Annotated in this window: 18 protein-coding genes; 5 read left to right on the plus strand and 13 right to left on the minus strand. The window is 41.6% G+C overall.

All coding sequences use genetic code 11. The features are described from left to right. Window positions 1-145: 145 nt before the first annotated feature. From VB083_RS08335 to VB083_RS08380, 10 genes are all read right to left on the minus strand, one after another. Window positions 146-1,018, minus strand: a complete 873-nt coding sequence (locus VB083_RS08335; protein ID WP_213695619.1) for an isocitrate lyase/PEP mutase family protein — start codon at window positions 1,016-1,018, stop codon at window positions 146-148. Then, window positions 996-2,927, minus strand: a complete 1,932-nt coding sequence (locus tag VB083_RS08340) for a TRAP transporter permease (protein ID WP_213701638.1) — start codon at window positions 2,925-2,927, stop codon at window positions 996-998. Before VB083_RS08340 ends, VB083_RS08335 begins: the two co-directional genes overlap by 23 nt. Before the next feature lie 79 nt (window positions 2,928-3,006). Beyond that, window positions 3,007-4,029, minus strand: a complete 1,023-nt coding sequence (locus tag VB083_RS08345; protein ID WP_213701637.1) for a TAXI family TRAP transporter solute-binding subunit — start codon at window positions 4,027-4,029, stop codon at window positions 3,007-3,009. Window positions 4,030-4,093: 64 nt separating this feature from the next. After that, complete coding sequence (locus VB083_RS08350; RefSeq protein ID WP_213691205.1) at window positions 4,094-4,609, minus strand: 3-isopropylmalate dehydratase small subunit; 516 nt, start codon at window positions 4,607-4,609, stop codon at window positions 4,094-4,096. Then, window positions 4,609-5,883, minus strand: a complete 1,275-nt coding sequence (locus VB083_RS08355; RefSeq protein ID WP_213691204.1) for a 3-isopropylmalate dehydratase large subunit — start codon at window positions 5,881-5,883, stop codon at window positions 4,609-4,611. The genes VB083_RS08350 and VB083_RS08355 overlap by 1 nt, the downstream gene beginning before the upstream one ends. A gap of 2 nt (window positions 5,884-5,885) precedes the next feature. Beyond that, window positions 5,886-7,271 (minus strand): MmgE/PrpD family protein, encoded by a 1,386-nt coding sequence (locus VB083_RS08360; RefSeq protein WP_213691203.1) that lies wholly within the window; start codon window positions 7,269-7,271, stop codon window positions 5,886-5,888. A 14-nt stretch (window positions 7,272-7,285) separates the two neighbouring features. Continuing rightward, window positions 7,286-8,665 (minus strand): MmgE/PrpD family protein, encoded by a 1,380-nt coding sequence (locus tag VB083_RS08365; protein ID WP_213699565.1) that lies wholly within the window; start codon window positions 8,663-8,665, stop codon window positions 7,286-7,288. Further along, window positions 8,658-8,984, minus strand: a complete 327-nt coding sequence (locus VB083_RS08370; protein ID WP_213691201.1) for a DUF4387 domain-containing protein — start codon at window positions 8,982-8,984, stop codon at window positions 8,658-8,660. Before VB083_RS08370 ends, VB083_RS08365 begins: the two co-directional genes overlap by 8 nt. Then, the gene (locus VB083_RS08375) at window positions 8,981-10,381 is read right to left on the minus strand and encodes an MmgE/PrpD family protein (RefSeq protein WP_213701635.1); all 1,401 of its coding nucleotides are present in this window, start codon (window positions 10,379-10,381) and stop codon (window positions 8,981-8,983) included. Before VB083_RS08375 ends, VB083_RS08370 begins: the two co-directional genes overlap by 4 nt. Next, entirely contained in the window at window positions 10,381-11,769 is a 1,389-nt protein-coding gene (locus VB083_RS08380; protein WP_213691199.1) for an acyclic terpene utilization AtuA family protein, read from the minus strand. The genes VB083_RS08375 and VB083_RS08380 overlap by 1 nt, the downstream gene beginning before the upstream one ends. A gap of 229 nt (window positions 11,770-11,998) precedes the next feature. Here VB083_RS08380 and VB083_RS08385 point away from each other — a divergent pair, with 229 nt between their 5' ends. Next, window positions 11,999-12,991, plus strand: a complete 993-nt coding sequence (locus VB083_RS08385; protein ID WP_323401956.1) for a DUF128 domain-containing protein — start codon at window positions 11,999-12,001, stop codon at window positions 12,989-12,991. 195 nt (window positions 12,992-13,186) lie between these two features. Here VB083_RS08385 and VB083_RS08390 read toward each other — a convergent pair whose 3' ends face one another. Both VB083_RS08390 and VB083_RS08395 read right to left on the minus strand, forming a co-directional pair. Then, window positions 13,187-13,444 (minus strand): hypothetical protein, encoded by a 258-nt coding sequence (locus tag VB083_RS08390; RefSeq protein ID WP_323401957.1) that lies wholly within the window; start codon window positions 13,442-13,444, stop codon window positions 13,187-13,189. 86 nt (window positions 13,445-13,530) lie between these two features. Further along, a complete protein-coding gene (locus tag VB083_RS08395) occupies window positions 13,531-14,397 on the minus strand; it encodes a hypothetical protein (protein ID WP_323401958.1) in 867 nt (288 codons plus the stop codon). Window positions 14,398-14,813: 416 nt separating this feature from the next. On the opposite strand from VB083_RS08395, the gene VB083_RS08400 reads away from it, so the two are divergent. Further along, a complete protein-coding gene (locus VB083_RS08400; protein ID WP_323401959.1) occupies window positions 14,814-15,428 on the plus strand; it encodes a hypothetical protein in 615 nt (204 codons plus the stop codon). A gap of 166 nt (window positions 15,429-15,594) precedes the next feature. Here VB083_RS08400 and VB083_RS08405 read toward each other — a convergent pair whose 3' ends face one another. Beyond that, on the minus strand, window positions 15,595-17,610 hold the full coding sequence (locus tag VB083_RS08405; protein ID WP_323401960.1) for a methyl-accepting chemotaxis protein: 2,016 nt from the start codon (window positions 17,608-17,610) through the stop codon (window positions 15,595-15,597). Between the two features lie 246 nt (window positions 17,611-17,856). On the opposite strand from VB083_RS08405, the gene VB083_RS08410 reads away from it, so the two are divergent. From VB083_RS08410 to VB083_RS08420, 3 genes are all read left to right on the plus strand, one after another. After that, a complete protein-coding gene (locus tag VB083_RS08410) occupies window positions 17,857-18,870 on the plus strand; it encodes a Wzz/FepE/Etk N-terminal domain-containing protein (RefSeq protein ID WP_323401961.1) in 1,014 nt (337 codons plus the stop codon). Window positions 18,871-19,005: 135 nt separating this feature from the next. Next, window positions 19,006-20,040: an SDR family oxidoreductase gene (locus VB083_RS08415; RefSeq protein WP_323401962.1), complete on the plus strand. Its 1,035-nt coding sequence runs from the start codon at window positions 19,006-19,008 to the stop codon at window positions 20,038-20,040. Next, a complete protein-coding gene (locus tag VB083_RS08420; RefSeq protein ID WP_323401963.1) occupies window positions 20,037-21,356 on the plus strand; it encodes an exopolysaccharide biosynthesis polyprenyl glycosylphosphotransferase in 1,320 nt (439 codons plus the stop codon). Before VB083_RS08415 ends, VB083_RS08420 begins: the two co-directional genes overlap by 4 nt. Window position 21,357 lies beyond the last annotated feature (1 nt).

Raw genomic sequence — 21,357 nt, forward strand, 5'->3', positions numbered from 1 at the left:
GTACAAGACAAGGGTACACCCAAAGATTTCTTTTTGTCAAGGGTATAAATCCAAGGCAAACTTTTAACACACTAAAAAAGCTACTGGGAAGCTGAACTAATCAGCATTTCCAGTAGCTTAGTTTCTCTACGTCAACTTTTATAGGCTAGATATCTTTCTCTAACTGCCTGAAAAAGTTAAAACCAACTACATCTTTAAACTCCCCGAAAGGAACTACTAAATCATCTCTACCTTCAGCCAACTTTCCTCCTGCTATCGCTTCAAGATATGCTTGCATTCCTTTCATGGCGCCAAACAACGGCCCTACTGGAATACTTACACGCCCCACACCCATCTCTTTCAACGTTTCGATTGGGATAAGCGGCGTTTTACCTCCACTCACTGCATCAAACAAATTGACACTAATAGGAGCCTTTACCTCTTTTATTATTCGTAAAATATCTTCTTTCGATTGAGGCGCTTCGACAAATATCAAATCTGCCCCTGCATCCGCATAAGCATTAGCTCTGTTGATGGCATCATCTATACCGGTAACTGCAATAGCATCTGTACGAGCATTGATCACGAAGTCAGAATCAAGTTCATTCCGAGCTTTCACGCAAGCTTTCAGCTTTATAACCATCTCTTCCATGGGAATAATTTGTTTTCCCTCTAAATGGCCACATCGTTTAGGGAAAAGTTGATCTTCAATGTTCATGCCGGCAGCACCGATCCGGATAAGTTCCTTTGTTACATGCATGGCATTAATACTGCTTCCAAATCCTGTGTCTGCATCGGCCATAACTGGAATCTCAACAGCGTTAACTATATTCCTCGTAAATTGCAACATCTCTCCAAAGGAAAGAAAAGCCATATCTGGCAACCCTAACCATGTTGCCGATAATCCAAAGCCACTCACCTGAAGAGCTTCAAACCCCGCTCTTTCAATAAGTTTTGCAGAAAGGGCATCGTGTGCTCCAGGGCAAACAAGGGCACGACGCTCAAGAATCATATGTTTAAGCTTCGTTGTTTTTTTCAACTCTTACCCCTCCATTAAAATTAAGGCGCTCTCTTTTAAGAATCAGTCTATTCCAGAAGAAAGCAACGCATACACCGACTATTCCAATCACAGAAAGCTTCACGTCAGGGAAAAGAAGTAATATTCCACTGACAAAAAAGAGCACTCGGCTGATCTTCGCCATAATGCTATTTCCAAAACCAAAGAACCCGTAAGCTATGGAAATTGCCCCGATAAACCCAGTTAAACCGTGACTCAAAATAGAGAGAGACGTTCCTCTTCCGACAAGAGAGGGGTTTAAAGCAAAGAAGTATGGCAATATAAAGGCAACAGCCCCGAGTTTTACGGCATTAAAACCTGTTTTTACCCAATTCCCCTTAGAAATACTTGATGCGGCAACTGCTGCTGTACATGTAGGCGGAGTTACGCCTCCAAGAATGGCCCAATAGATAAAGAAAAGGTGCGCTGCAACCTGATCAATGCCTATCTTCAAGAGAGGAGGAACGAGAATGGAAACAGAGAGAACGTAAGTGGGCACAACAGGGAGGGAGGTTCCTAGAAGAAAGGGCACGATAGTAGCGACAAGCAACGCTATAAAAAGATTAGACCCTCCATAATCAAGAATCAGGCCACTTATTTTAGGAGCGATTCCAGTTATTCCAATAAGATTCACAAGCATACTCACTGAAATAAGAATGGGAGCGATACGGGCAACGTCAGAACCTGCCTCACTGAGAGCTGACAGTATTTTTTGGGGCGTTTCTTTGATTTTTTTCTTTAAAGCATCGCTGATAATCAAAACAACAATAGATGAAATACAGGCATAAAATCCCGCTTTCAAAAGAGGTTGTCCTGTGGCGATGAGGTATAGAAGGAGCGCCGTCGGAATAAGCAATCCTGCCATTCGCTCAAAAGTCAGAATTTCTTTCCAACGTGGAATTTCATCCTCTGGAACCGAGGCCAATCCTCTCCGTTTCGTCTGGAAATGTACGCCACTCAAAACACCTGTATAAAAAAGCAAACAGGGTAAAAGGGCGTAGCCGATAATATTCAAATACGAAATATTTAAGAACTCGGCCATCATAAAAGCCGTAATACTCATAATAGGAGGTGTAATTCCGCCTCCTGTAGAGGCAATAGCTTCAACGGCTCCGGCAAATTCTGGACGATATCCGAGTCGTTTCATTAGGGGAATGGTATAGCTGCCCGTTACCATAACATTAGCAACCGAACTTCCTGAAATACTGCCAAAGAGGGCACTTGAAATAACGGCTGCTTTCGCCGGGCCTCCAACGAAACGGCCAGTAAGAGCCAGCGCTAAATCAATGAATGTCTTTCCTCCTCCGGTAGCAGAAAGAAGAGAACCGAAGATAATAAACATTGCAATAAAGGTAGCAGACATGCCTGTTACACTACCAAACAAACCAAGGGGAGAATAATATATAGAATTCATGACAAACTCAAAAGATAAGCCTCGAATCTTCCATAAACCGCCTAAATAAGGAGCCACATAGATATAGCTAAACAGAAGGGCAACAAGTATGGGTATAGCAGCACCAACAGTGCGACGAGCCGCTTCAAGAACTATAACCATAAGAGCTGTTCCCAAAAGCAGATCAAGAGAAGTAGCCCCTCCGGGGTTCATATATACATCAAGCGCTTTCAAAACAATATTGACGCACGCAACAACAATAACAACGATAAGAAAGATATCCCAAACGTAGGAACGCTCGCTATCGTCACCCTTTTTTCGAAAGGGAAAGTTCAGCAATGCAATAGAAACACCTAACGCTACGTGAAGAGCCCGAACTTGAATATCAAGTAAATGTTGAAAATAGATAGGAACGATAAGTTGTGTTAAAGAAAAGACAATGCCGCTCCAAAATAAAATGCTGCCTATATGCTTCTTAAAGAAATTCTGTACGTTCACCCTCTCTCCCCCCTCTTCTTATGTTATATATCGAGGGTGCAGGAGGTGAAGGAATCTCCACCTCCACGCTTTATACGACCTATTTTTTATACTCAGGTGGAATAAAGTATTCAGGAACCTCTATCCCTTTTTCTTTCGCATAACGAATCAACCCTGGATGGGCTGGAATGAAAGCATCTTCTGATGCGAATTTAAAGTAATCTGCAACAGGATCCCATCCTTTTATGGGAGCGTAAGCGGCTGCGACCTCTTCGATTCCTTCCATATATGCCTTAATGAGGTTATATGCCACTTCTTCAGACATACGAGTACTGGCAACTGCTCCAGCTATGGGGCACTCTTCCCAGATCGGTCCGATATCTGGAAGTTGAGAAATTGTTCCTTTTTTAGTGGTCATGAAACTCATGCTTGGAATGTCTTCACGAATCTTTTTCACATCTTCTTCGGAGTAGCCAATAACAGCGAGAGGGGTAGATATATTCACTTCTATAAGAGAGGCATCCATCGAGTTAAGCCCGCTTGATTTCTGAAGCCCAACAATACGCCCTTCTTTAAGGGCATTTACAGCATCTCCGTAGGCCATGGGCATCAATTTGATGCCAGTTCCCAAAATATCGTTATATTGCATTACATACGAAGCTGAAGCTGAACCAGGAATGCCTGGGCAAAATCTTTTACCGGCAAGATCTGCGAAAGTTTTGATATTGGCATCTTTACGCACGTAAAGCCGATCGGCGAAAACATTTCTTAAAAAGAGCCAGCGCACATCTGTGTAGGGTTTTTCTCCCTTAAAAGTGCCTGTGCCTTCATAAAGCTGAAGTGTAGAAGGCAAATCGATACAAAGAGCAAAATCAAAAACACCGTCACGAACTTTCTTAAGGTTATCAATTCCAGCTCCGCTTTCAACAACAGTAACATTTAACCCCGCATCTGCCTTATTGATAACATTGGCAGCGGCCACACACCATGCATATACGCCAGAAGATGATGAGGTGCTGCCCATATTCAAACTGGTCTCCTGTGAATAACCTGCTCCTGCAATTCCTAAAGAAAAGATCACCAGCAGACATGTAACAAATAACCACTTTCTATGTTTCTGCATTGTGTTTCCCCCTTTTCTCTCTACAGAAGTATCTTCAGTTATTTCTACATTACGACTATTTTCGTTATGCGCGTCCCTCCTTTACCTGGGGCTTTTTAAATGTCTTGAATTTTTTCAAGTAGGGAGTTAACCCACCTTCGGAAAGAATCTGGATCATTACATCAGGAAGTGGCTCAATTGTGAGTATTTGATGTGTTGTGAGGTTATAAATTTTCTGGTTGGTTAAATCAATTTCCAACTGATCTCCATCGTGGATTTCATCAGTATTACAAATAAGTGCTGGAATTCCGAGATTGATAGCATTTCTAAAAAATATTCTGGCAAAAGATTTTGCCAAAACTGCCCCGACTTGGGCATATTTCAAAGCTACAGCAGCCTGTTCTCGCGAGGAACCGCATCCAAAATTGCGACCGGCAACAACACAATCGCCAGGCTTCACCTTCTGACTAAACCCCGGAGAAATGTCTTCAAAGAGATGACTAACCCAAACGGAATAATCAAGGGTTTTCGTATATTTACCGGCAATAATGTAATCTGTATTTATGTTATCGCCAAAAAGGTGTGCACGTCCCTCAATCATTACGCATCCCCCATTTCGAGAAATTCCCGGGGATCACTTATACATCCCCTCAAAGCAGATGCTGCGCATGTCATTGGTGAAGCAAGATAGATAGAGGCTTTATTGTTACCCATACGTCCCTTAAAATTCCGATTGGCTGTAGAAAGAACCTTTTCGCCATCCCCAGGAACCCCTAAATGTGTTCCTGGACAAGGTCCGCAGCCAGGTGGAATAATAGTAGCTCCCGCCTGAAGTAAAACTTCTATAATTCCTTCACGTATGGCCTCTCGCAAAACCTCACGAGATGCAGGACCAACAATGAGCCGACAGCTCGAACTAATATGTTTATCGCGCAAAATCGAAGCCGCAGCTCGCAAATCTTCAAGCCTGCCATTGGTGCATGTACCAATAAAAATCTGCTGGATCTCTGTTCCTTCAACTTTCTTTACGGGGCAAACATTATCCACAGCATGGGGAAGGGCTATCTGTGGTTCTAAAGCACTAATATTAATTGTTATAGTATCACGGTAGAGGGCATCTTTGTCGTCAAAAACAGGTAAAATTTCCATTTTTGACCGACCAGAAAGATATGCTTTTGTCTTATCATCACACTCCATCATGCCAGCCTTCGCCCCGCATTCGATAGCCATATTGCACATGGTTAAACGATCGCAGATCTCCATGTTTTCTATGGCTTCACCTGTAAAAGAAAGGGCCAGATAATCAGCCCCGTCAGATCTCAACTTGCCAATAGTAAAGAGCATTACATCCTTGGCACTTACTCCCTTTTGCATCTTTCCCTCATAAATGAGCTTCAGTGTTTCAGGAACTTTCAGCCAAAGCTGACCTGTAAGTAACACGCCACTCATATCAGTAGAACCGATACCAAAAGAAAGAGCATTCAAAGCTCCATAGGTACAGGTGTGAGAATCACACCCCACCACAATATCTGAAGGTCTCACAAGACCCTGTTCTGCAAGCAACTGATGACAAATTCCTTCTCCTGCTTCGAAAAGATGCGCTTTCTGCTCATGAGCAAAGTCGCGAATCATCGAATGAAGGCGACTCACCTGTTCATTAGGGCTGGGAACAGCATGATCGAGTACAAAAACCAAACGGGAAGCATCCCAAACACGAGGCTCTTCATACTGTCGAAAAGCTTGAATAGCCAAAGGAGCAGTGCTGTCATGGGCCATAGCCAAATCCACATTGACAACGGCAAAATCCCCAGCATATACATCCTGCCCGCAATGAGATGATATTATTTTCTCGACAATGGTCTTCCCGCGAGCCATTCTTATGCCTCTTTTCTCAAAAGGCTTGTGAGTGTCTGAATATTATCTAGTTCTTCAAGGTTAAGCACGGCTTCAACAATATTCTTGCGCCGTTCTTCGTCGGTAAATACTTTTCCCGCAAGAGAGTTGAATTTCCAAAGTAATTCATCTTTCGTGAACGGGTTTTTCGGATGTCCCTTTGGGTACTCTGTTTTCATGGCATATTTTTGACCGCTATTCAGTTCCACTTCCACATTTACTGTGTAACGAAGAGCTCGTGGAAGCTTTTCTATCTCTTCATCGGTGTATACTTCAACTTTTTTGGCAAAATCAAGAATTTCTTTATTACGAATTTTCTCTTCAGTAAACTGGTCTACAAAGGCATTTCCTTCAAGCATGGTTACAGCACATACATAGGGATGGCTCAATTGAGCTGCTACAACGCTGGTAATGGCGTCAGCATCAACTGAATATTTATGGGTAATCGAAGTTGTTCCCACTCTTATTTTCTTAATATCTTCAGGTTTAACTTCCGGATGTTCCTGTCTGAATCTGCGAAGGGTGTCGATGGTAGAATGCTTGCTGCGACACGTTGAATAGAACTTCAAACCTATGCCAAGCAACTCCCAACGATCTCCAAGCTCACCAGCCGTTCGTTCTATGTTATAGACATCATCGGTGAAACAATTATAGAAACCACCAAATTTATTCTCGAAAACATCTTCTATGCCGGTAAATCCTTCCTTGGCCAAAAGACAACCAACAATGGCCCCTTCAGAAGACTTCGACGGCACAATACGTTTTGCCATAGACGCAAATTGAACAGCCTGAAGACCGCTCGACCAGTTTCCCGTAATGCCCATAGCGTGAATTACCTGTTCTTTAGTCAGCCCCAACATTTTAGCTACTCCGGCAGCCGATCCGAATGGGCAACACGTACCGGTGTTATTAAATCCCTGATGTGCCAGCTCTGTACCGATAGGAGCCGCGACACGACAAGCAATTTCAAAAGCTAATACCGCGGCTGTCAGAAAATCTTTTCCAGATACAGTTCCAAGACTTTCTGCAAAAGCAGTAATACATCCCAAAACTCCCGTGGAAACGTGAATAATGCCATCTGTATGAGTATCATCAAGCTCAAAAGAATTGATGGCAGAACCGTTAAGCATCATAGCCGCCGTAGTGGATGTTTTTTGATTCGTTCCCCAAATTGTGGCCTCTTGTCTGTCTGTCATTTTCAAAAGTACATCTTTGTAGATTTTCATCCACGGTGTTGTTGAACCAAACAGACCACATCCATAAGAATCAAGCAGAATATTTTTTAGGTGGAACGTTACTTCTGGGGGAATATCTTCGTATTTGAGATCAAAAATGAACTGAGAAATACTTTCATTAATTCTATCTGCCATCTCGATTCTCCTCCTTATCCCTCATTCACTGAGAGCATAGACATAAGATTACGAAGAGTCTTCTTCGTCGGTTCTTCATTCATAATCCAATTCATTATTTCTTCTTGCTGTTTATCTTCGAGAAGCGTGTGGGTAACATCTTTAAATTTTTCTCGTATGTCATCATCTGACATGGGGTTTAGTGGGTCTCCTTTGGCATAATCTACAGTTGAAGAAAAGGTCTCTCCGCGCTTATCTGTTATTTCCACAATAGTTGTTCGTTTTTCAGGATAATGTTTCTGTATTTCAGCATCTTCTTCAATTGCGATCTTCGATGCCAAAGCTCTGACTCGCTCGTCTTTAATACTCTCTTCCGTGTATTCCTGAAGACCGGCTTTTCCTCGAACGATCATTGATCCCATTCCATACTGCAAACTGAGCCGAGCATGAAGAACTGTCTGGTAATCGGGAATATCAGACCCCTGTTTTGCATTCTGATGGGTTCGAACCCGTACAAAATCGATATCGTCGGCCGCAAAAGGATGTTCTTTCAAGATATTTTCAACAGCTTCAACAGCGTAGTGAACATATCGACACGAGCAGTAGGGCTTAAAGTATATTTTTAAGAACTCCCACCTTCCACCAAGGTCTTCATAAAGAATTTGTGGAACAAATGTATTGGAAAAACAGTGAGCAAAACCCAATCGCCCTTCAATAATTTCCCCTGGCCCCGTGAAACCATTTTCTGCAAGACGGGTTGCAAATATGCCGTTTCTCGCGGCATTCCCCGGATGAAGATGTTTCACATACGAGCCGTCAATCTCGTATTGATTAATACCCGATGCCAGGCTTCCAGCAATACCGAGAGCCGACGTAATGCCATCAGCATCTAATCCCGATAAACTGGCACTTACAATAGTCGTGCCGAAAGTTCCCACTGTCCCGGTAGGATGAAAACCCTTTAAATAGTGAGAGGGATTCACCGATGTACCAATACGCAATGAAACTTCATATCCTAAAGCAAGGGCAAGAAGCACATCGCCTAATGTAGCTTCTCGCTCTTCTGCCAAGGCCAAAGCAGTGGGAATCATAGACGCTCCAGGATGATATGTTGCATATTTAGAACCATCATCAAGTTCTAAGGCGTGGGCAGCCACTCCATTGGCAAGAGCAGCGTAAGCCCCTTCCACCTTTTGAGATGTTCCAATAACAGACGCTTTCCCTTGCGGAGCCATTTTCTTCACAAATTTTTGTATCGCCTTCGATGAATCAGCCATAGCCGAACCGGCAATAATGACACCAACAGTATCGAGAAGGCATCGCCGTGCTTGATGAACAACCTCTTTAGGAAGATCTGAAAAAGTTGCGCCGGCAGCAAATTCGGCTAATTTCCTTGCATAAGGCTTGTTACTCATCCCATGGAACCTCTAATGAAAAGAGTGGCGCGTACTGCTGACACCCGTATACATCTGTCTCAGATGGCCCGCCACTGGCTATTGAACGACGGAGATTGGCCTTTATACCCATTCCAGGATCAAAAAACATAAAATCAAGCACTTTATCTGTAGAAACATCGTAGACACGGGCGATAGCCTCCTGAGTTACCACACCGCTTTTTTTCACTTTCTCGTAGACTGAACGGTCGTCAAAAATAATCTCAAGAGTAATCATGAAGCTCCCTGCATTTTTACTTCGAACCGTTCTGGCCAGGTCACATATATTTTTTGTTTTCATGAGTGGAACCTCCCAAAATGATCAACAATTTCCCCATAGGAGACAGAGTCTATGGGCCTTTCCACACAAATCTGCCATAAGCCGCTTAAGAATTCTTCTGGATAATAGACATCCACCATACCCTTGAGTTTTTCCAGAAGATCACTGTCAGATACTGGATTTTCAGGTTCTCCCTTCGCTACGGGAATGTACTTTTCAAAAGAGCGCCCATCATGCAGATCTATCTTCATCCAGGCCCCTCGCTCTTCTGGATAAAGGCGATTCATAGCTTCATCTTCTTCAACACGTATTTTGAGTGACGCCTGCCGAAGAACCTCATTATGTAAAGATTCATTGTCGTAATCCTGTAAGGTTACGTGTCCTCGTTCAAGGGCCAAAGTTACGGAAAAGGGAAGGCTGAACATAGCCTCTTCAAAGGTCTCTGGAACAAAGATCTGGCCGACTTCGACAATGCCTAAAGCATATGTCTTCACATGAATCGACTGAATATCGTTAAGGCTCAAACCTAATGTTTTTTTTGCCTCCTTCGCCAGGTCGATAGCTGCGTGACAATGCCGACAGGTAGGATATAACTTGGTATAGGTCTTCATGATTTCCCAACGAGTTCCCAGATCTCCCATGAGTGCATCTTCGGAAAACTCGTTATGACACATGGCTTTGAGCCATCCATGCTCTCCTTCAAAAAGAGATCGAGGCCCCTTTGCCCCACCTCTCACCAGATCTGCTGCTAAAACGCCGGCAAGGGCTGCCTTTCCTGGCTGAAGAGGTTTTACTTCAGGATGATCGTGAAGCATCTCTTGCAAACCTGCGCTTTGTAATCCCCCAAGAGATACGGCGTAAGCAAAGGATTCGGCATCAAGGTTATGAAGGCATGCACATGCAGCAGCGGCGCCGAGAGCTCCGCATGTTCCCGTCGAGTGGAAGCCCCTTCTCAAGTGAGATGGGTTGATAGCTCGCGCAGCGCGAAGCATTACATCATACCCAACGACAATAGCTCTCAAAAGACGTGTAAAATCGGCTTTTTCCCTTTCTGCAACGGTCAACGCTGCCGGGATAATAGCCACTGCAGGATGGCTTGTTCCCCATCTATGCCCATCATCCAATTCGATTGAATGACCTAAGGCACCAAGAGCCAATGCTCCATGAAGAGCCGGAACTTTCTTGCCGTAGCAAAGAATGGTTGCTTCCGGCTTTCCACCGAGAGCCAAAAAATATGTAGCACAAATAGCGGGGAAAACTCCTGTTTTATACCCCGCTGCAACTTCGGCAAGAAAATCGATAAGTACACGACGGGCTTTCAGAAGCACATCTTCAGGAATAGCCGATGCGTTACTATCTGCGTAGAACCGGCTCAATTTTGAAAGATACGTGTTGTTTAGATCGAGGGGAACTTTCATTACGACTCCCCTACCATCTCGAAATGATATTTAAAAATGCCGCTGTCAAGGGGATCTTTAAGACTCAATAAATGGTCGATAGTCCAGCGATAACACTTATTCTGTGGGTAGAGAGGTTCATCAGTGAGAAGGGCAACAGAACCGCCAGAAGAGTTCATTTGACCAGGATAGCTCATATAGAAAAAGCGGAATTTAGCACATTTCGCAACAGTGGTAGCTAATTCCAAATCATGCGAAATAACTTCAATAAAAATTCCCAGTTCGTGAGATTGTGTTTTCAAAATAGGTTCGTACTCTCTCATAACGGCATTGCGTCCATAAACATGGAAGAAGAGCTCATAATCTTTATCTCTGGAAGGGCCGATAATATGAGACACTTTTTTTCTCGTGTCTTCTATAATCGTGTCAATATGTTCAATGGCTCGGGGATCGCGGATTCCTACAAAGTGATAGACTCTGTGTCCGGCTTCGCCAGCCCCTTCTAGCTTTACTTTGTAACTTCTATCGGGAGAGGTAACAAATTTGCTTCCTGAAACCTTGGCAATACGATCTGTAACAGACTCATACACGCTTTCGTGCATATCGAGAATTCCACCAGGCAGCCCCTGAACAAAGGGATTGGTTCGCTCGTACATAGAATGAGCGGCCAAGCTATGGGGCGTAGCTCGCTGATTCGGGTGCATCGGTTCAATAGTAAAGTGATCTGGATGAACGGTGGCAATAATAGACTCTTTAACCATCTGAGGCCAACAAACAAGAGAGGCACATTCGGCGGCTTTCCCCATATGAAGACTGATTCCTCTATCAAATCCCCTAAATACGGGGTAGGCTGCTAATACAGCATCGTCACAAGCACGGCCAGCCATAATTACATCGGCACCTTGTTCCAGTGCATAAACAATCTGTTCCACCCCCATACTGGCTGTAACATTTGTCGTTTGATCTATTACTTCTTTAGTTAGAGGAAAATCTGCTTCGAGAGGTTCTGTTTCTCCATTTTCAGCTCGTTTCAAGAGCTCATTTTTATCAACTTGAGAATAGATGAGGGCCATTTTAAAGGGTGCGAGATGATGTTCTTTGGCAATATCACGAATAAGATCTGCGTAGAGATCTACTGTGCGATCTGTTCCGGTAGTGCTACATGAACCTACAATCATGGGAACCTTTTTCTTTCTCGATTCGACAAGCATAACTTCGAGATCGTGTCTTTCCCATTCAATTGGGTTATGAGGTTTGTTTGCACCTAAAAAAGTAGGACCTGCGTCGGCGGTTCCCGCATCGGCAGCAAAACAATCAATATGGTGCTTTACCCCTTCGTAGAAAGATTCTTCTTCAATAATGTTGTCACCCAAATTGCCGGTAGACACGAGAAGTGAACATTTTTCCACAACATTCCCTCCTCTTTTTTCGGAAGTTGACTTCCGTTTTGTCATAGGTTAATATAATCAATGTATTTTGTCAACATAAACTTTTTTCTATTTTCACTCAAAAAAACTAGCAAAAAGCAGCCTAAAAGACTAAAACACTTGCTTTTTTCTTTATAGATCATTAATATTCAGGATAGCAATTCGGACAACAATCTCCGAAAATACGCCAAGCAAAAAAGGAGTCTTTTTTATGTTTGCCGACGAAAAATATGCAGCGACAGTAATAGAGATACTTCGCATTCTTTATTTTTCTGAAGGATTACAATCGTCAGGACATATACGAAAACAGCTTGAAGAACGTGGCTATCACCTCGATTCAAGAACGATACGATATCACCTCTCGAATATGGAAACAGAAAACCTTATTACGAGGAAGGGAAACAGGGGGGCCCATCTTACAGAAAAAGGTATTAACGAAGCAAAAATGCTCTTCGTCTTTGATCGTATTGGCACATCCTCTTTTGAAACAGAAAAACTCTCTTCTTACTACTCTTACGATCTATTAAAAAACAAAGGAAGGATTGTGGTCAACTGCCTGCTTCTCGAAAAAGACAAGCTTGAAAAAGCTCTGAAGGAGTTAAAACAGGCTGTTGAAGTTAATATATGTGTTTCTTCATTGATTGGTATAGCTAAAGAGCCAGAAAAGCTTTGGAATTGCAATATCTCTAAAGATTATGTAGCACTTGTATGTGTTTCATCTCGAAACTATGACATCGCTCTTCAAAAAATGGGAATTTACGTAGAAACGTCAGCAACAGGGCTCTATCGCCTTGAAAACTTCACTGCATGTGGTTTTACTGAGATCATTTCTCATACTGGAACGACCTTAAGCCCTGGTGAAATTCTTATTCGGGGCAAATATACCTCTGTGAGCAAACTTGTAGAAACGGGGAATGGACTCGCTACTGCGGCCATTAAAATTTTTCCTTCATTTCTGTATAAAGAGTTGCAAAATGCTCTTAAAAAACTTACACCGTCAATATTCTCCGGTCTTATTTCGCATGGTGGCATTATTTCCCCTTCATACAGAATAAGCTCAAAAGACAGGAATAAAGGATATATGATCATCTATGGAGGAGCCAACCTTTTTGCCCCCCTCATAGAGAAAGGAATCGCTACCAATCTCTCTATTGCCAGCAGTCTATTCGATGTAGAAAAAATGACCGATATACGAAATTATTAAGGCTAGATTTAGTTCAAAGATAAAGAACGACCAAGTTTCTACTAAACTATACGAGGCCTTATAAATAACTGAAAAGGAATTAGCTCTACCTCATTCCTTTTCAGTTATTGTGAAGGTTCTATGTTTAAAAAAAATGAACAAAAAAGCTTTTCCCTTCCACATTATAATAATTCACCCAAAGCTACTCTAAAAAAATCACTTACCTGTCGACACACTATCCGCTTCTGTAGGTATTTTTTTGCTTAAGTTTTTACCCCCACAAATTGAGCATCTTTTTCCACCACATATTATAAGGACTATCCCTATAATAATAAGTATCGGGCCAATGATCCATCCCATAACAGGGAGAAAAAGCATTAAGATCACTCCAATTAACAAACAAAGAAGACCGCCAGTTAAGTTTTTCTTTGTTCCAACAATTCTCTTGCAATTCTCACAATACATATCCGCCATATAAAAACACCTCCGCTAAAAAATAATATAATAATTTATAAAATTAAATTATCAGTGTTTACGACACTTTACCTAAACGTCAATGTTTATTTGTTTTTAAGCTCTTGCCTCATTTTTTCAATATAATCTTCACTCTCCTGAGAGATTTTACTATCTCGCACTTCCGTTTTTTCCTCTATGTTATTTTTACCGATAGTATCTTCATCTATAACCAGATGACTTCGGTCAACCTGATAGGGGAGATACCGAAACCCCATGACAAACTCGGCATCGTCCAAAATATCAACTGGATACAAGCGGAATTGACCATCAACATCCGCCACAATGAGGTCGCCACCCTCAGTCATTCCCAAAATCGCAACAGCCACTTCACAGTTACGGTCATATTTGCCCGTACTGTTTATATATGCCATGTCACTAAAAATACCATGGTCTTTTGTACGATAGCCAATATCACGAAGCGTAGACGATGTGGAAGATATGCTATTTTGTTTTTGGTATGTATCATCGCTTATAAAAGCCAACGCTGTTGCTCCCTTGGAAAACGCATTACGCAAGGAATCCTCATTGACAAAAATCTCATCCCTATCTTTAAAAATAAGGACCTGGTAATCGTCCTTACTCAACCTGCATGCCTGAGCGGTTTTTTTGTACCCAAGATACATATTATTAGGGGTATCCACATACGGCTGACGGGTTGCTTTCCATAGCTTGCTCGCCATTTTAGCGTCAATATCAATATCTGTTGTAACGCTAAAAGACTGCAAAAGAGCAATATATGCCTGGGACGGGGTATCTCGTATTTGCTCCCGCTGTGATTCGGCAATTCCATCAACTATCGTATTTCGTATCATGTTTTCGATAAAAGCATGCCCCTTCATTGGGGCAACAAAAAACAGAAGTCCACATATTCCGAGCACAACCATATTTTTGATTGAAAAAACTTTTCTCATAAATATAAGTCCTCCCAGTATAATTAAATTAAATAGACTAAGTTGCAAGCGGCATTTATATACCCATTTTAAACTTGTGATTTAATTGTTTTGTACAATTTTAATCTTATATAAAGTCTTCACCCTTGTCAATCATAGAGTCTTAATAATTTTTAGACGGGCCGAAACACTGGCAAAAAAGAGGAGAAAGAGTATGTATAAGAACCGAAATACGAACGCTAAACGCTAAGAATGGCTGTATATTTATGCGCCCAGCACCATAACACAAAGCAGCATGAGGTACAGCTTGTGACATCATATAGTTGATAGCATAATGAACTCTTTTTATTATTTTTCATAAAACATTCTATAAAGATTGATATTTTCTAATTATGTTGTATGTTTTTATATAAACATAACAGAAAGGAAGTATATATATGTCAGCAAAAGAAAACGTTAATAAAAAATATGTTATTTTAGGCTTAATAGTTTTCGTTATTGTTATTGCGATTGGGATGATGGTTATGACACAATCGGATGGGACAAATCCCCTTTCATCAAAAAAAGATTTCGTGTATGTAAACCAAGGATATCACGGTTCGCAAAGTGAATATCCTTTCCGGGATTTTGGACAGGGAGAAATTGAGACATGGATACGCATTGAACCCCTCGTTGAGATTAGAAGACAACTACGTCAATATGACGAGGAGGAAGAAGAAGAGGCGCTCTATAAATATTACGACCCTTCGTTCACCACTTTGAACAACACATCTTATTTCCCGCCGTATATTCCGTTAAAGGAATGTTATACCGATATATTACGGGACATTTCCCACGCGTATAGGAAGTTGAAAATGCCGGCGGAAGATATCAACAACATTGTCAGATTTCAGATACATATCTCAAAAATAAAGTTCAAATGCTCACCCGAATTGCAAAAATTTTATGACAAAAGGGGTTACGACATTCTGGACTTGAACGATATGGTAAAAGATGTCTTTGTAAAGTTTTTTCATGTAAAGGAGCCTGGAGAAGAGGACGAAGAAGAGTAGGATTTTAAATCCTAAATCAATTTGTATGTTTGTGGGGCAAAAACATCAATATATTTCTCCGATATTTATAACTCGTCAATTATTAGGGCAGGGGACCTCGCGTCTTACTTTTGAGGTCTCCTGCCTTTTTTCTCGTCTTTTGCAGCCTTCTTTAACTACTCTTGAACTACGCTTGCGCCATAAGAGCCGTGCCTTCTTCTAACGTAAACTCTTCCATAATATTCTGAGTTTCCTCGGCCTGAGACGACATTCTTTGAGCCTCTATGGCTAGCTGTTCTCCCGCACGAGCCGTATCTTCAAAGGCCTGGCTGATCTGACGTATTGTCTCTAACAATTCCTCAATACGTCGTGTAGACTCGTCGGTGTTTTTGCTTAAAGTTTGAGCCTCTGTTGCCTGCCCATAAGACAGCTCTACTATATTCTGCACCGCCTCATTAATCTGGGGCAACATATCACTCGTTTCCCCCACCTTTATCTGTGTATCTTTTATCCGCTGAGATGCCTCTTGAAGAATGCCTATCACCGCTTCTGCCGCTTCATTAGTCTTACCCGTATCGGTCACTATCACATCAGTAATAGAGCGAACCTGCTGAGCTGCCTCGGCCGACTCTTCTGCCAATTTTCTAACCTCCTCGGCAACGACAGCAAAACCTCGCCCCGCTTCTCCTGCTCGTGCCGCTTCAATAGCCGCATTTAACGCCAAAAGGTTCGTCTGGTCTGCAATTTTCGTAATAGTCTCTACGAAGATCTTTACCTTATCAATAGATCCCAACAATTGGCGAGAGGCTTCGCCGTTAACAGTTGCCTGATGCACAGCGTTATCTATATTCAACACAATAGAGGAGCTTAACTCTCGAACCTCTTCTGTAAGAGACTGCGCCTGCTCAGTCAGCGACGCTATCTGCTGAGTTTCTTTAGCCACATCTTGAGCGGTTTCTTCAGAAGAATGAACTACATTTGAAACGGAAGTGGCCGCTTGGAGAATAGAATTAATAGCTAGCTCTGCCTCGTCTACCGAAGCTTTTACTTCTTCCATGGAAGCCGATGTCTCTTCAGAAAGAGCACTAAGGGCCTGTGAACTGTCTAAAGTCTGCCGAGCCTGACGACGCCCTATACCCATAGCATCTCTCAATGAATCTATCATTTTATTTAACTCCGTAGCTATAACACTCATTTCATCGTTACCCTTCGCAAAGCAGCGAACAGCCAAATTTTTCTGGCCTAATTCTTTAACATCAGATGTAAGCATATCTACAGAACGGTTGATTCCAACAGAAATCCACCTTAAGACAATTAAAAGAAGCAAAAAGATACCACCGGCAATATAGAGCAACTGGCGAGTAATAGCACCAACTTGGGTTTTTATTGCCGATGTGGGAAAAGTAACGCCAAGAGAAAAACCGTGTCGGGTGGGAGCAAAGAAAGCATATTGTTCCACACCATCTTGCATAAATTTATCCATGCCGGATTCCCCTTTAATCATGCGGTTTGCAATACCTCGAAGAGACTCAGAAAACTGATGGTGAGTTGCCATGTTGGCCTTCATAACATCCTCTTCATGAGAACTTGCCATTACCAATCCATCTGGAGTCAAAAGGAAGCCTGATCCCTCTCCGCCAATTCTCAAACTAGCCACGAAATCACTTAAGGTAGTAATATCAATATCGCAACCGACAACACCAATCAATTTAGAGTCTTCATAAACGGGAATAGCAGCAGTTGTTACAACACCACCTGTAATAGAATCAATATATGGGCGTGTAAAAATCGCTTTATTCTGCTCTACAGCTTCTTTATACCACGGTCTTTCGCGGGGATCCCACCCTTCAGGAGGAACCCAGTCGCTTCCCACAACAAAACGGCCGTCGTCTTCCGTTCCCAAATAGACAGCCATTACCCCATCCTTCGCCATTTTCGTCGTCATTTTTTCTAAAGCAGGTTTCAAAATTGAATCAAGACGATAGGATTGTTCCGCCGTAGAGGCCGCCGCATCCATGAAGTTTTCGTATTTCTCGAAAAAAGCCCCTACAATCCGAGCATCTGCCGCAATTGTTTCCATACCAGATGCCTCTAAGTAACGGACAAAAAAACGTTCAGATCTTTGGTTCACAACAAACAGCGCCATGGAAAAGAGAATAAGGACACATACACTAACACCAAGCAACTTCTTTCGAATGGTCAAAACCCTTCCCCCTCCCCAAAAGGTTTGAATTTTGTAACTATTGTATATCATCTTTCTTTTAAACATTAAATATGGAGGGCGCTGTATAATGCATTCATTTTCAAAACCCTATGAGCTTATATTCTAGAGACCCATCGCAGGCAGGCACGAGGAACTCTTTCTTCTTCCTAATTTTTATGTAATATATTGATAGAATAGGTATAATACCCGTGATGATTGATAAACAAGAAAGGGGCCTCTCTAGTTATGGAAGAACAGTTTCACTATTCTCAGAACCCTCAGCCTTATGCTGATGAAGACGAAATTGATATTCTTGATCTTCTGCTTGTACTAGTAAAAAATAAATGGCTTATTATAGGCATTACTTTTCTTTTTGCCTGTGGAGCTCTTATTGCAAGTTTTGTAATGACTCCCGTGTATAGATCATCAACTACTGTTTTTTTATCCAGATCAGATCAATCTGTCTTTATAGACAAGAACACTGATTATGTGCGTAGTGTCTCAACGTTTACCCCAGAGCTTATTACGAAACTATTTTCAACAAACGACGTTGTCAGTAAGACAAAAGCCAACCTGCCACAATCAGAAGCTATCTCATCAATTACCCTTCAAGCAACCGTGGATAACAAAACCCAAATTATCACTCTTAGCACCACAGCAAGCACTCCTACTCTTTCTGCTATGGCTGTGCGAGAAGCTATAAACGTAGCCCAATCTGAATTAGAAACACTTATCGAAGATAAAAATAGTGAGTTTGCTCAGCTTGAAAATGCACTAATTTTCGAGATAAACGAGGTTCAAAAACAGCTTTCAGAAAAGGAAGAAGCTTTAGCCCGCTATATTAAACAAGTAGCCTCTACGCAACAAAACGCACAACTACTTTACCCCTCTTCGTCATTTGAAGCATCCCAAAAAGCCTCTTCACTTTATGCACTGCCAGATGGAGGCCTTGAATATTTACGTCATCTGCGAGAAATAACACTTCTTGAAGATCAATATCGAATGCTTCAACAACGAAAAGCGGCTCTTTCTGAACTGAAACGACCAATCTCTATATCAGCTCTTGGAAAAAATATCTCATCGTCACTTATAAAACCTAAGCGAACGTTAATGGTAGTTCTTGCCACTATATTGGGACTTTTCTTGAGTATATTTGCAGCGTTCATTAGAGAGTTTATGTGTAATGCAAGCAAAGACCCAGAACGTGCTCTTAAGCTTGCAGAGATACGAAATCATTTTTTTCACACGAACCCAAAGTGATCAGAAATGAATGATGTCGAAAAGTAATAGATGTAGTACAAATAACATCCTCTACTTTTTTCGAACATGCATTAGCATAAACCCTATTGAACGGAAACAAAGCTAATTTTATGTACTAAAGGGGACAGTATTCTTATGAATGTGTATAAAAATTGCCTTGACTTGATAAAAAAAGAATGCCGCTCATGGCTTATTACCGGCGTTGGCGGTTTTATAGGTTCTCATTTAGCACAAACCTTACTTCTATGCCAACAACGAGTGATAGGCATAGATAATTTCTCCACGGGGAAACAAGAAAATATAAAAGAAATAGAATCTTTGTTGTCTCATCAACAAAGAGAAAACTTTACATTCTTTTCTGGAGACATTAGAGATCGCGAGTTCTGCTTTCGCCTCTCTGAAGGTATCGACGTGATATTGCATCAAGCAGCGCTTGCTTCTGTACCGACCTCTATTGAGAATCCTCTTATGACTCATGACGTAAATGTAACAGGTTTTCTCAACATATTAGAAGCCGCTCGAAAAAACAATGCACGAGTAGTATATGCTTCGTCGAGTGCCATATATGGCGACGCATCAGGTCTTCCTAAAATCGAAACGATGCCCCCTGCACCACTTTCCCCATATGGGCTCACCAAGCTTCAATGCGAAGAATACGCAGCCCTTTATACGGCTCTTTATAACGTTCACACAATAGGGCTACGCTACTTTAATGTTTTCGGACCGAGACAAGATCCTCACGGCGCTTACGCCGCGGTAATTCCTGCATGGATAAATGCATACCTAACAAAAAAACCCGCTCTCATATATGGAGATGGAGAAAATACTCGCGACTTCTGCTATATTGATAACGTTGTTCAAGCTAACCTACTCGCTGCCGCAACAAAAAACAAGAATGCGTTTGGATTATCTTTCAATGTCGCAGGAGGGTATCACCTCTCTCTTAATGAGCTTTCTGCCATTATTGGCGACATAATTTCTGAGAAAGTACGTCTTTCCGCAACAACAGAACCAAATTATCTACCTTCCCGGCCAGGTGATATTCGTCATTCTTATGCTTCCCTCGCATTCGCTAAACGTGAGCTTGGCTACTCACCAATAGTAAACATGCGAGAAGGACTTGAACGTACAATACAGTGGTTTGCTAAAAAAAAGAAGGTGGCCCAGTGACACCACTTATGCAACATCTTCGAAGAATTCGATACGCAGCTTTTTTAGGTGATGCAATCATCTTATGCTGTCTATCTTTAGTTTTCGTTTGGATAAAAAAGGGAACTGCTATTCTTTTTTTCCAATATGGATGGGTTATGCTTTGTGTTTTACTTGCGCTTTATGCTTCTAAATCGTATGAATTTGGAATGCATCGCTCTCTCGAAAAAATTATACTCTCTACCTGTGCTGGAGCTATTATAGGTTATGTAATTTCAATTCCACTTATTTTATTTTTCCCCACCCGGTTGCCACGCATTGCTATGCTTGGAGTTATAATATCCTCCCTTATTATTATTGCATTTTTCCACGTACTGATTGAATGGTTCGTAAGCAATACCACACCTGTAGAACATACTCTCGTTATAGGGAAAGAAGAACATTGGGCAGATTTATTTAAAGAAATATCAGAAGCTGTATCTAATAAAATACATGTCATAGGCTATATAAATCCTACCCCGTCATCAATTCAATCTTTCATAGAAAAAACTCCTCATCTTAGTACTATTATTGTTGCTGACCGTGATAAAGTAGATAATCCAGAGCTTATGAAGTTATTCAGACAACTTCGGGATACTCGCAATAATATTTTTGTGCGTTACCTTCCATCGGTAACTGAATCTTGTCTCGGCCGTATCCCTTTGACAATGTCTAATAAATTTTGTCAATATTATGAAATTTCTTTCAATATAGCAACCCCCAAGGCTTATTCCAGAGCTCTTGATCTCTTTGTAGCAGGAATAGGTTTATTGGTAGCATTGCCTATAATGGTTATAATAGCTATTTTTATTGTTCTAACAATGGGATTCCCCATCATCTTTACGCAACAAAGAATCGGTCTTTATGGAGAGCCTTTCACCATTCATAAATTCAGAACGATGACTGCTAAAAAAAGTAATCGCGCGACCTTTGCAGATCAAGACCAAGAACGTATTACTACTCTTGGCCAAATTTTGCGCAAAACTCGTCTTGATGAATTACCTCAACTATGGGATGTGCTAATTGGGAAAATGGCACTTATTGGTCCACGTCCTGAACAACCAGAATTCGTCAAGGAATTTATTAAAGTAATTCCTTTTTATAATTACAGACATCGAATACGCCCTGGCATTACTGGTTGGGCTCAAGTTAATTATTCATACTCAGCATCTATTGAGGAAACAAAAAAGAAACTAGAATATGACCTTTATTATTTAAAAAATCAAAGCTTGCTTCTAGACTTACAAATTGTGCTTCGCACGATAGAAACCATGCTTGGAATGAGAGGAGCACGGTAAA

Origin of the sequence: Aminobacterium sp. (assembly GCF_034926885.1) — a bacterium.
GTDB lineage: Bacteria > Synergistota > Synergistia > Synergistales > Aminobacteriaceae > Aminobacterium.

What these genes read in the sequence shown, in the direction of transcription:
- VB083_RS08345 (WP_213701637.1), bottom strand. Translation starts at nt 4,029, where the DNA reads ATGCAGAAACATAGAAAGTGGTTATTTGTTACATGTCTGCTGGTGATC.
- VB083_RS08350 (WP_213691205.1), bottom strand. Translation starts at nt 4,609, where the DNA reads ATGATTGAGGGACGTGCACACCTTTTTGGCGATAACATAAATACAGAT.
- VB083_RS08355 (WP_213691204.1), bottom strand. Translation starts at nt 5,883, where the DNA reads ATGGCTCGCGGGAAGACCATTGTCGAGAAAATAATATCATCTCATTGC.
- VB083_RS08360 (WP_213691203.1), bottom strand. Translation starts at nt 7,271, where the DNA reads ATGGCAGATAGAATTAATGAAAGTATTTCTCAGTTCATTTTTGATCTC.
- VB083_RS08365 (WP_213699565.1), bottom strand. Translation starts at nt 8,665, where the DNA reads ATGAGTAACAAGCCTTATGCAAGGAAATTAGCCGAATTTGCTGCCGGC.
- VB083_RS08370 (WP_213691201.1), bottom strand. Translation starts at nt 8,984, where the DNA reads ATGAAAACAAAAAATATATGTGACCTGGCCAGAACGGTTCGAAGTAAA.
- VB083_RS08375 (WP_213701635.1), bottom strand. Translation starts at nt 10,381, where the DNA reads ATGAAAGTTCCCCTCGATCTAAACAACACGTATCTTTCAAAATTGAGC.
- VB083_RS08385 (WP_323401956.1), top strand. Translation starts at nt 11,999, where the DNA reads ATGTTTGCCGACGAAAAATATGCAGCGACAGTAATAGAGATACTTCGC.
- VB083_RS08390 (WP_323401957.1), bottom strand. Translation starts at nt 13,444, where the DNA reads ATGGCGGATATGTATTGTGAGAATTGCAAGAGAATTGTTGGAACAAAG.
- VB083_RS08395 (WP_323401958.1), bottom strand. Translation starts at nt 14,397, where the DNA reads ATGAGAAAAGTTTTTTCAATCAAAAATATGGTTGTGCTCGGAATATGT.
- VB083_RS08400 (WP_323401959.1), top strand. Translation starts at nt 14,814, where the DNA reads ATGTCAGCAAAAGAAAACGTTAATAAAAAATATGTTATTTTAGGCTTA.
- VB083_RS08410 (WP_323401961.1), top strand. Translation starts at nt 17,857, where the DNA reads ATGGAAGAACAGTTTCACTATTCTCAGAACCCTCAGCCTTATGCTGAT.
- VB083_RS08415 (WP_323401962.1), top strand. Translation starts at nt 19,006, where the DNA reads ATGAATGTGTATAAAAATTGCCTTGACTTGATAAAAAAAGAATGCCGC.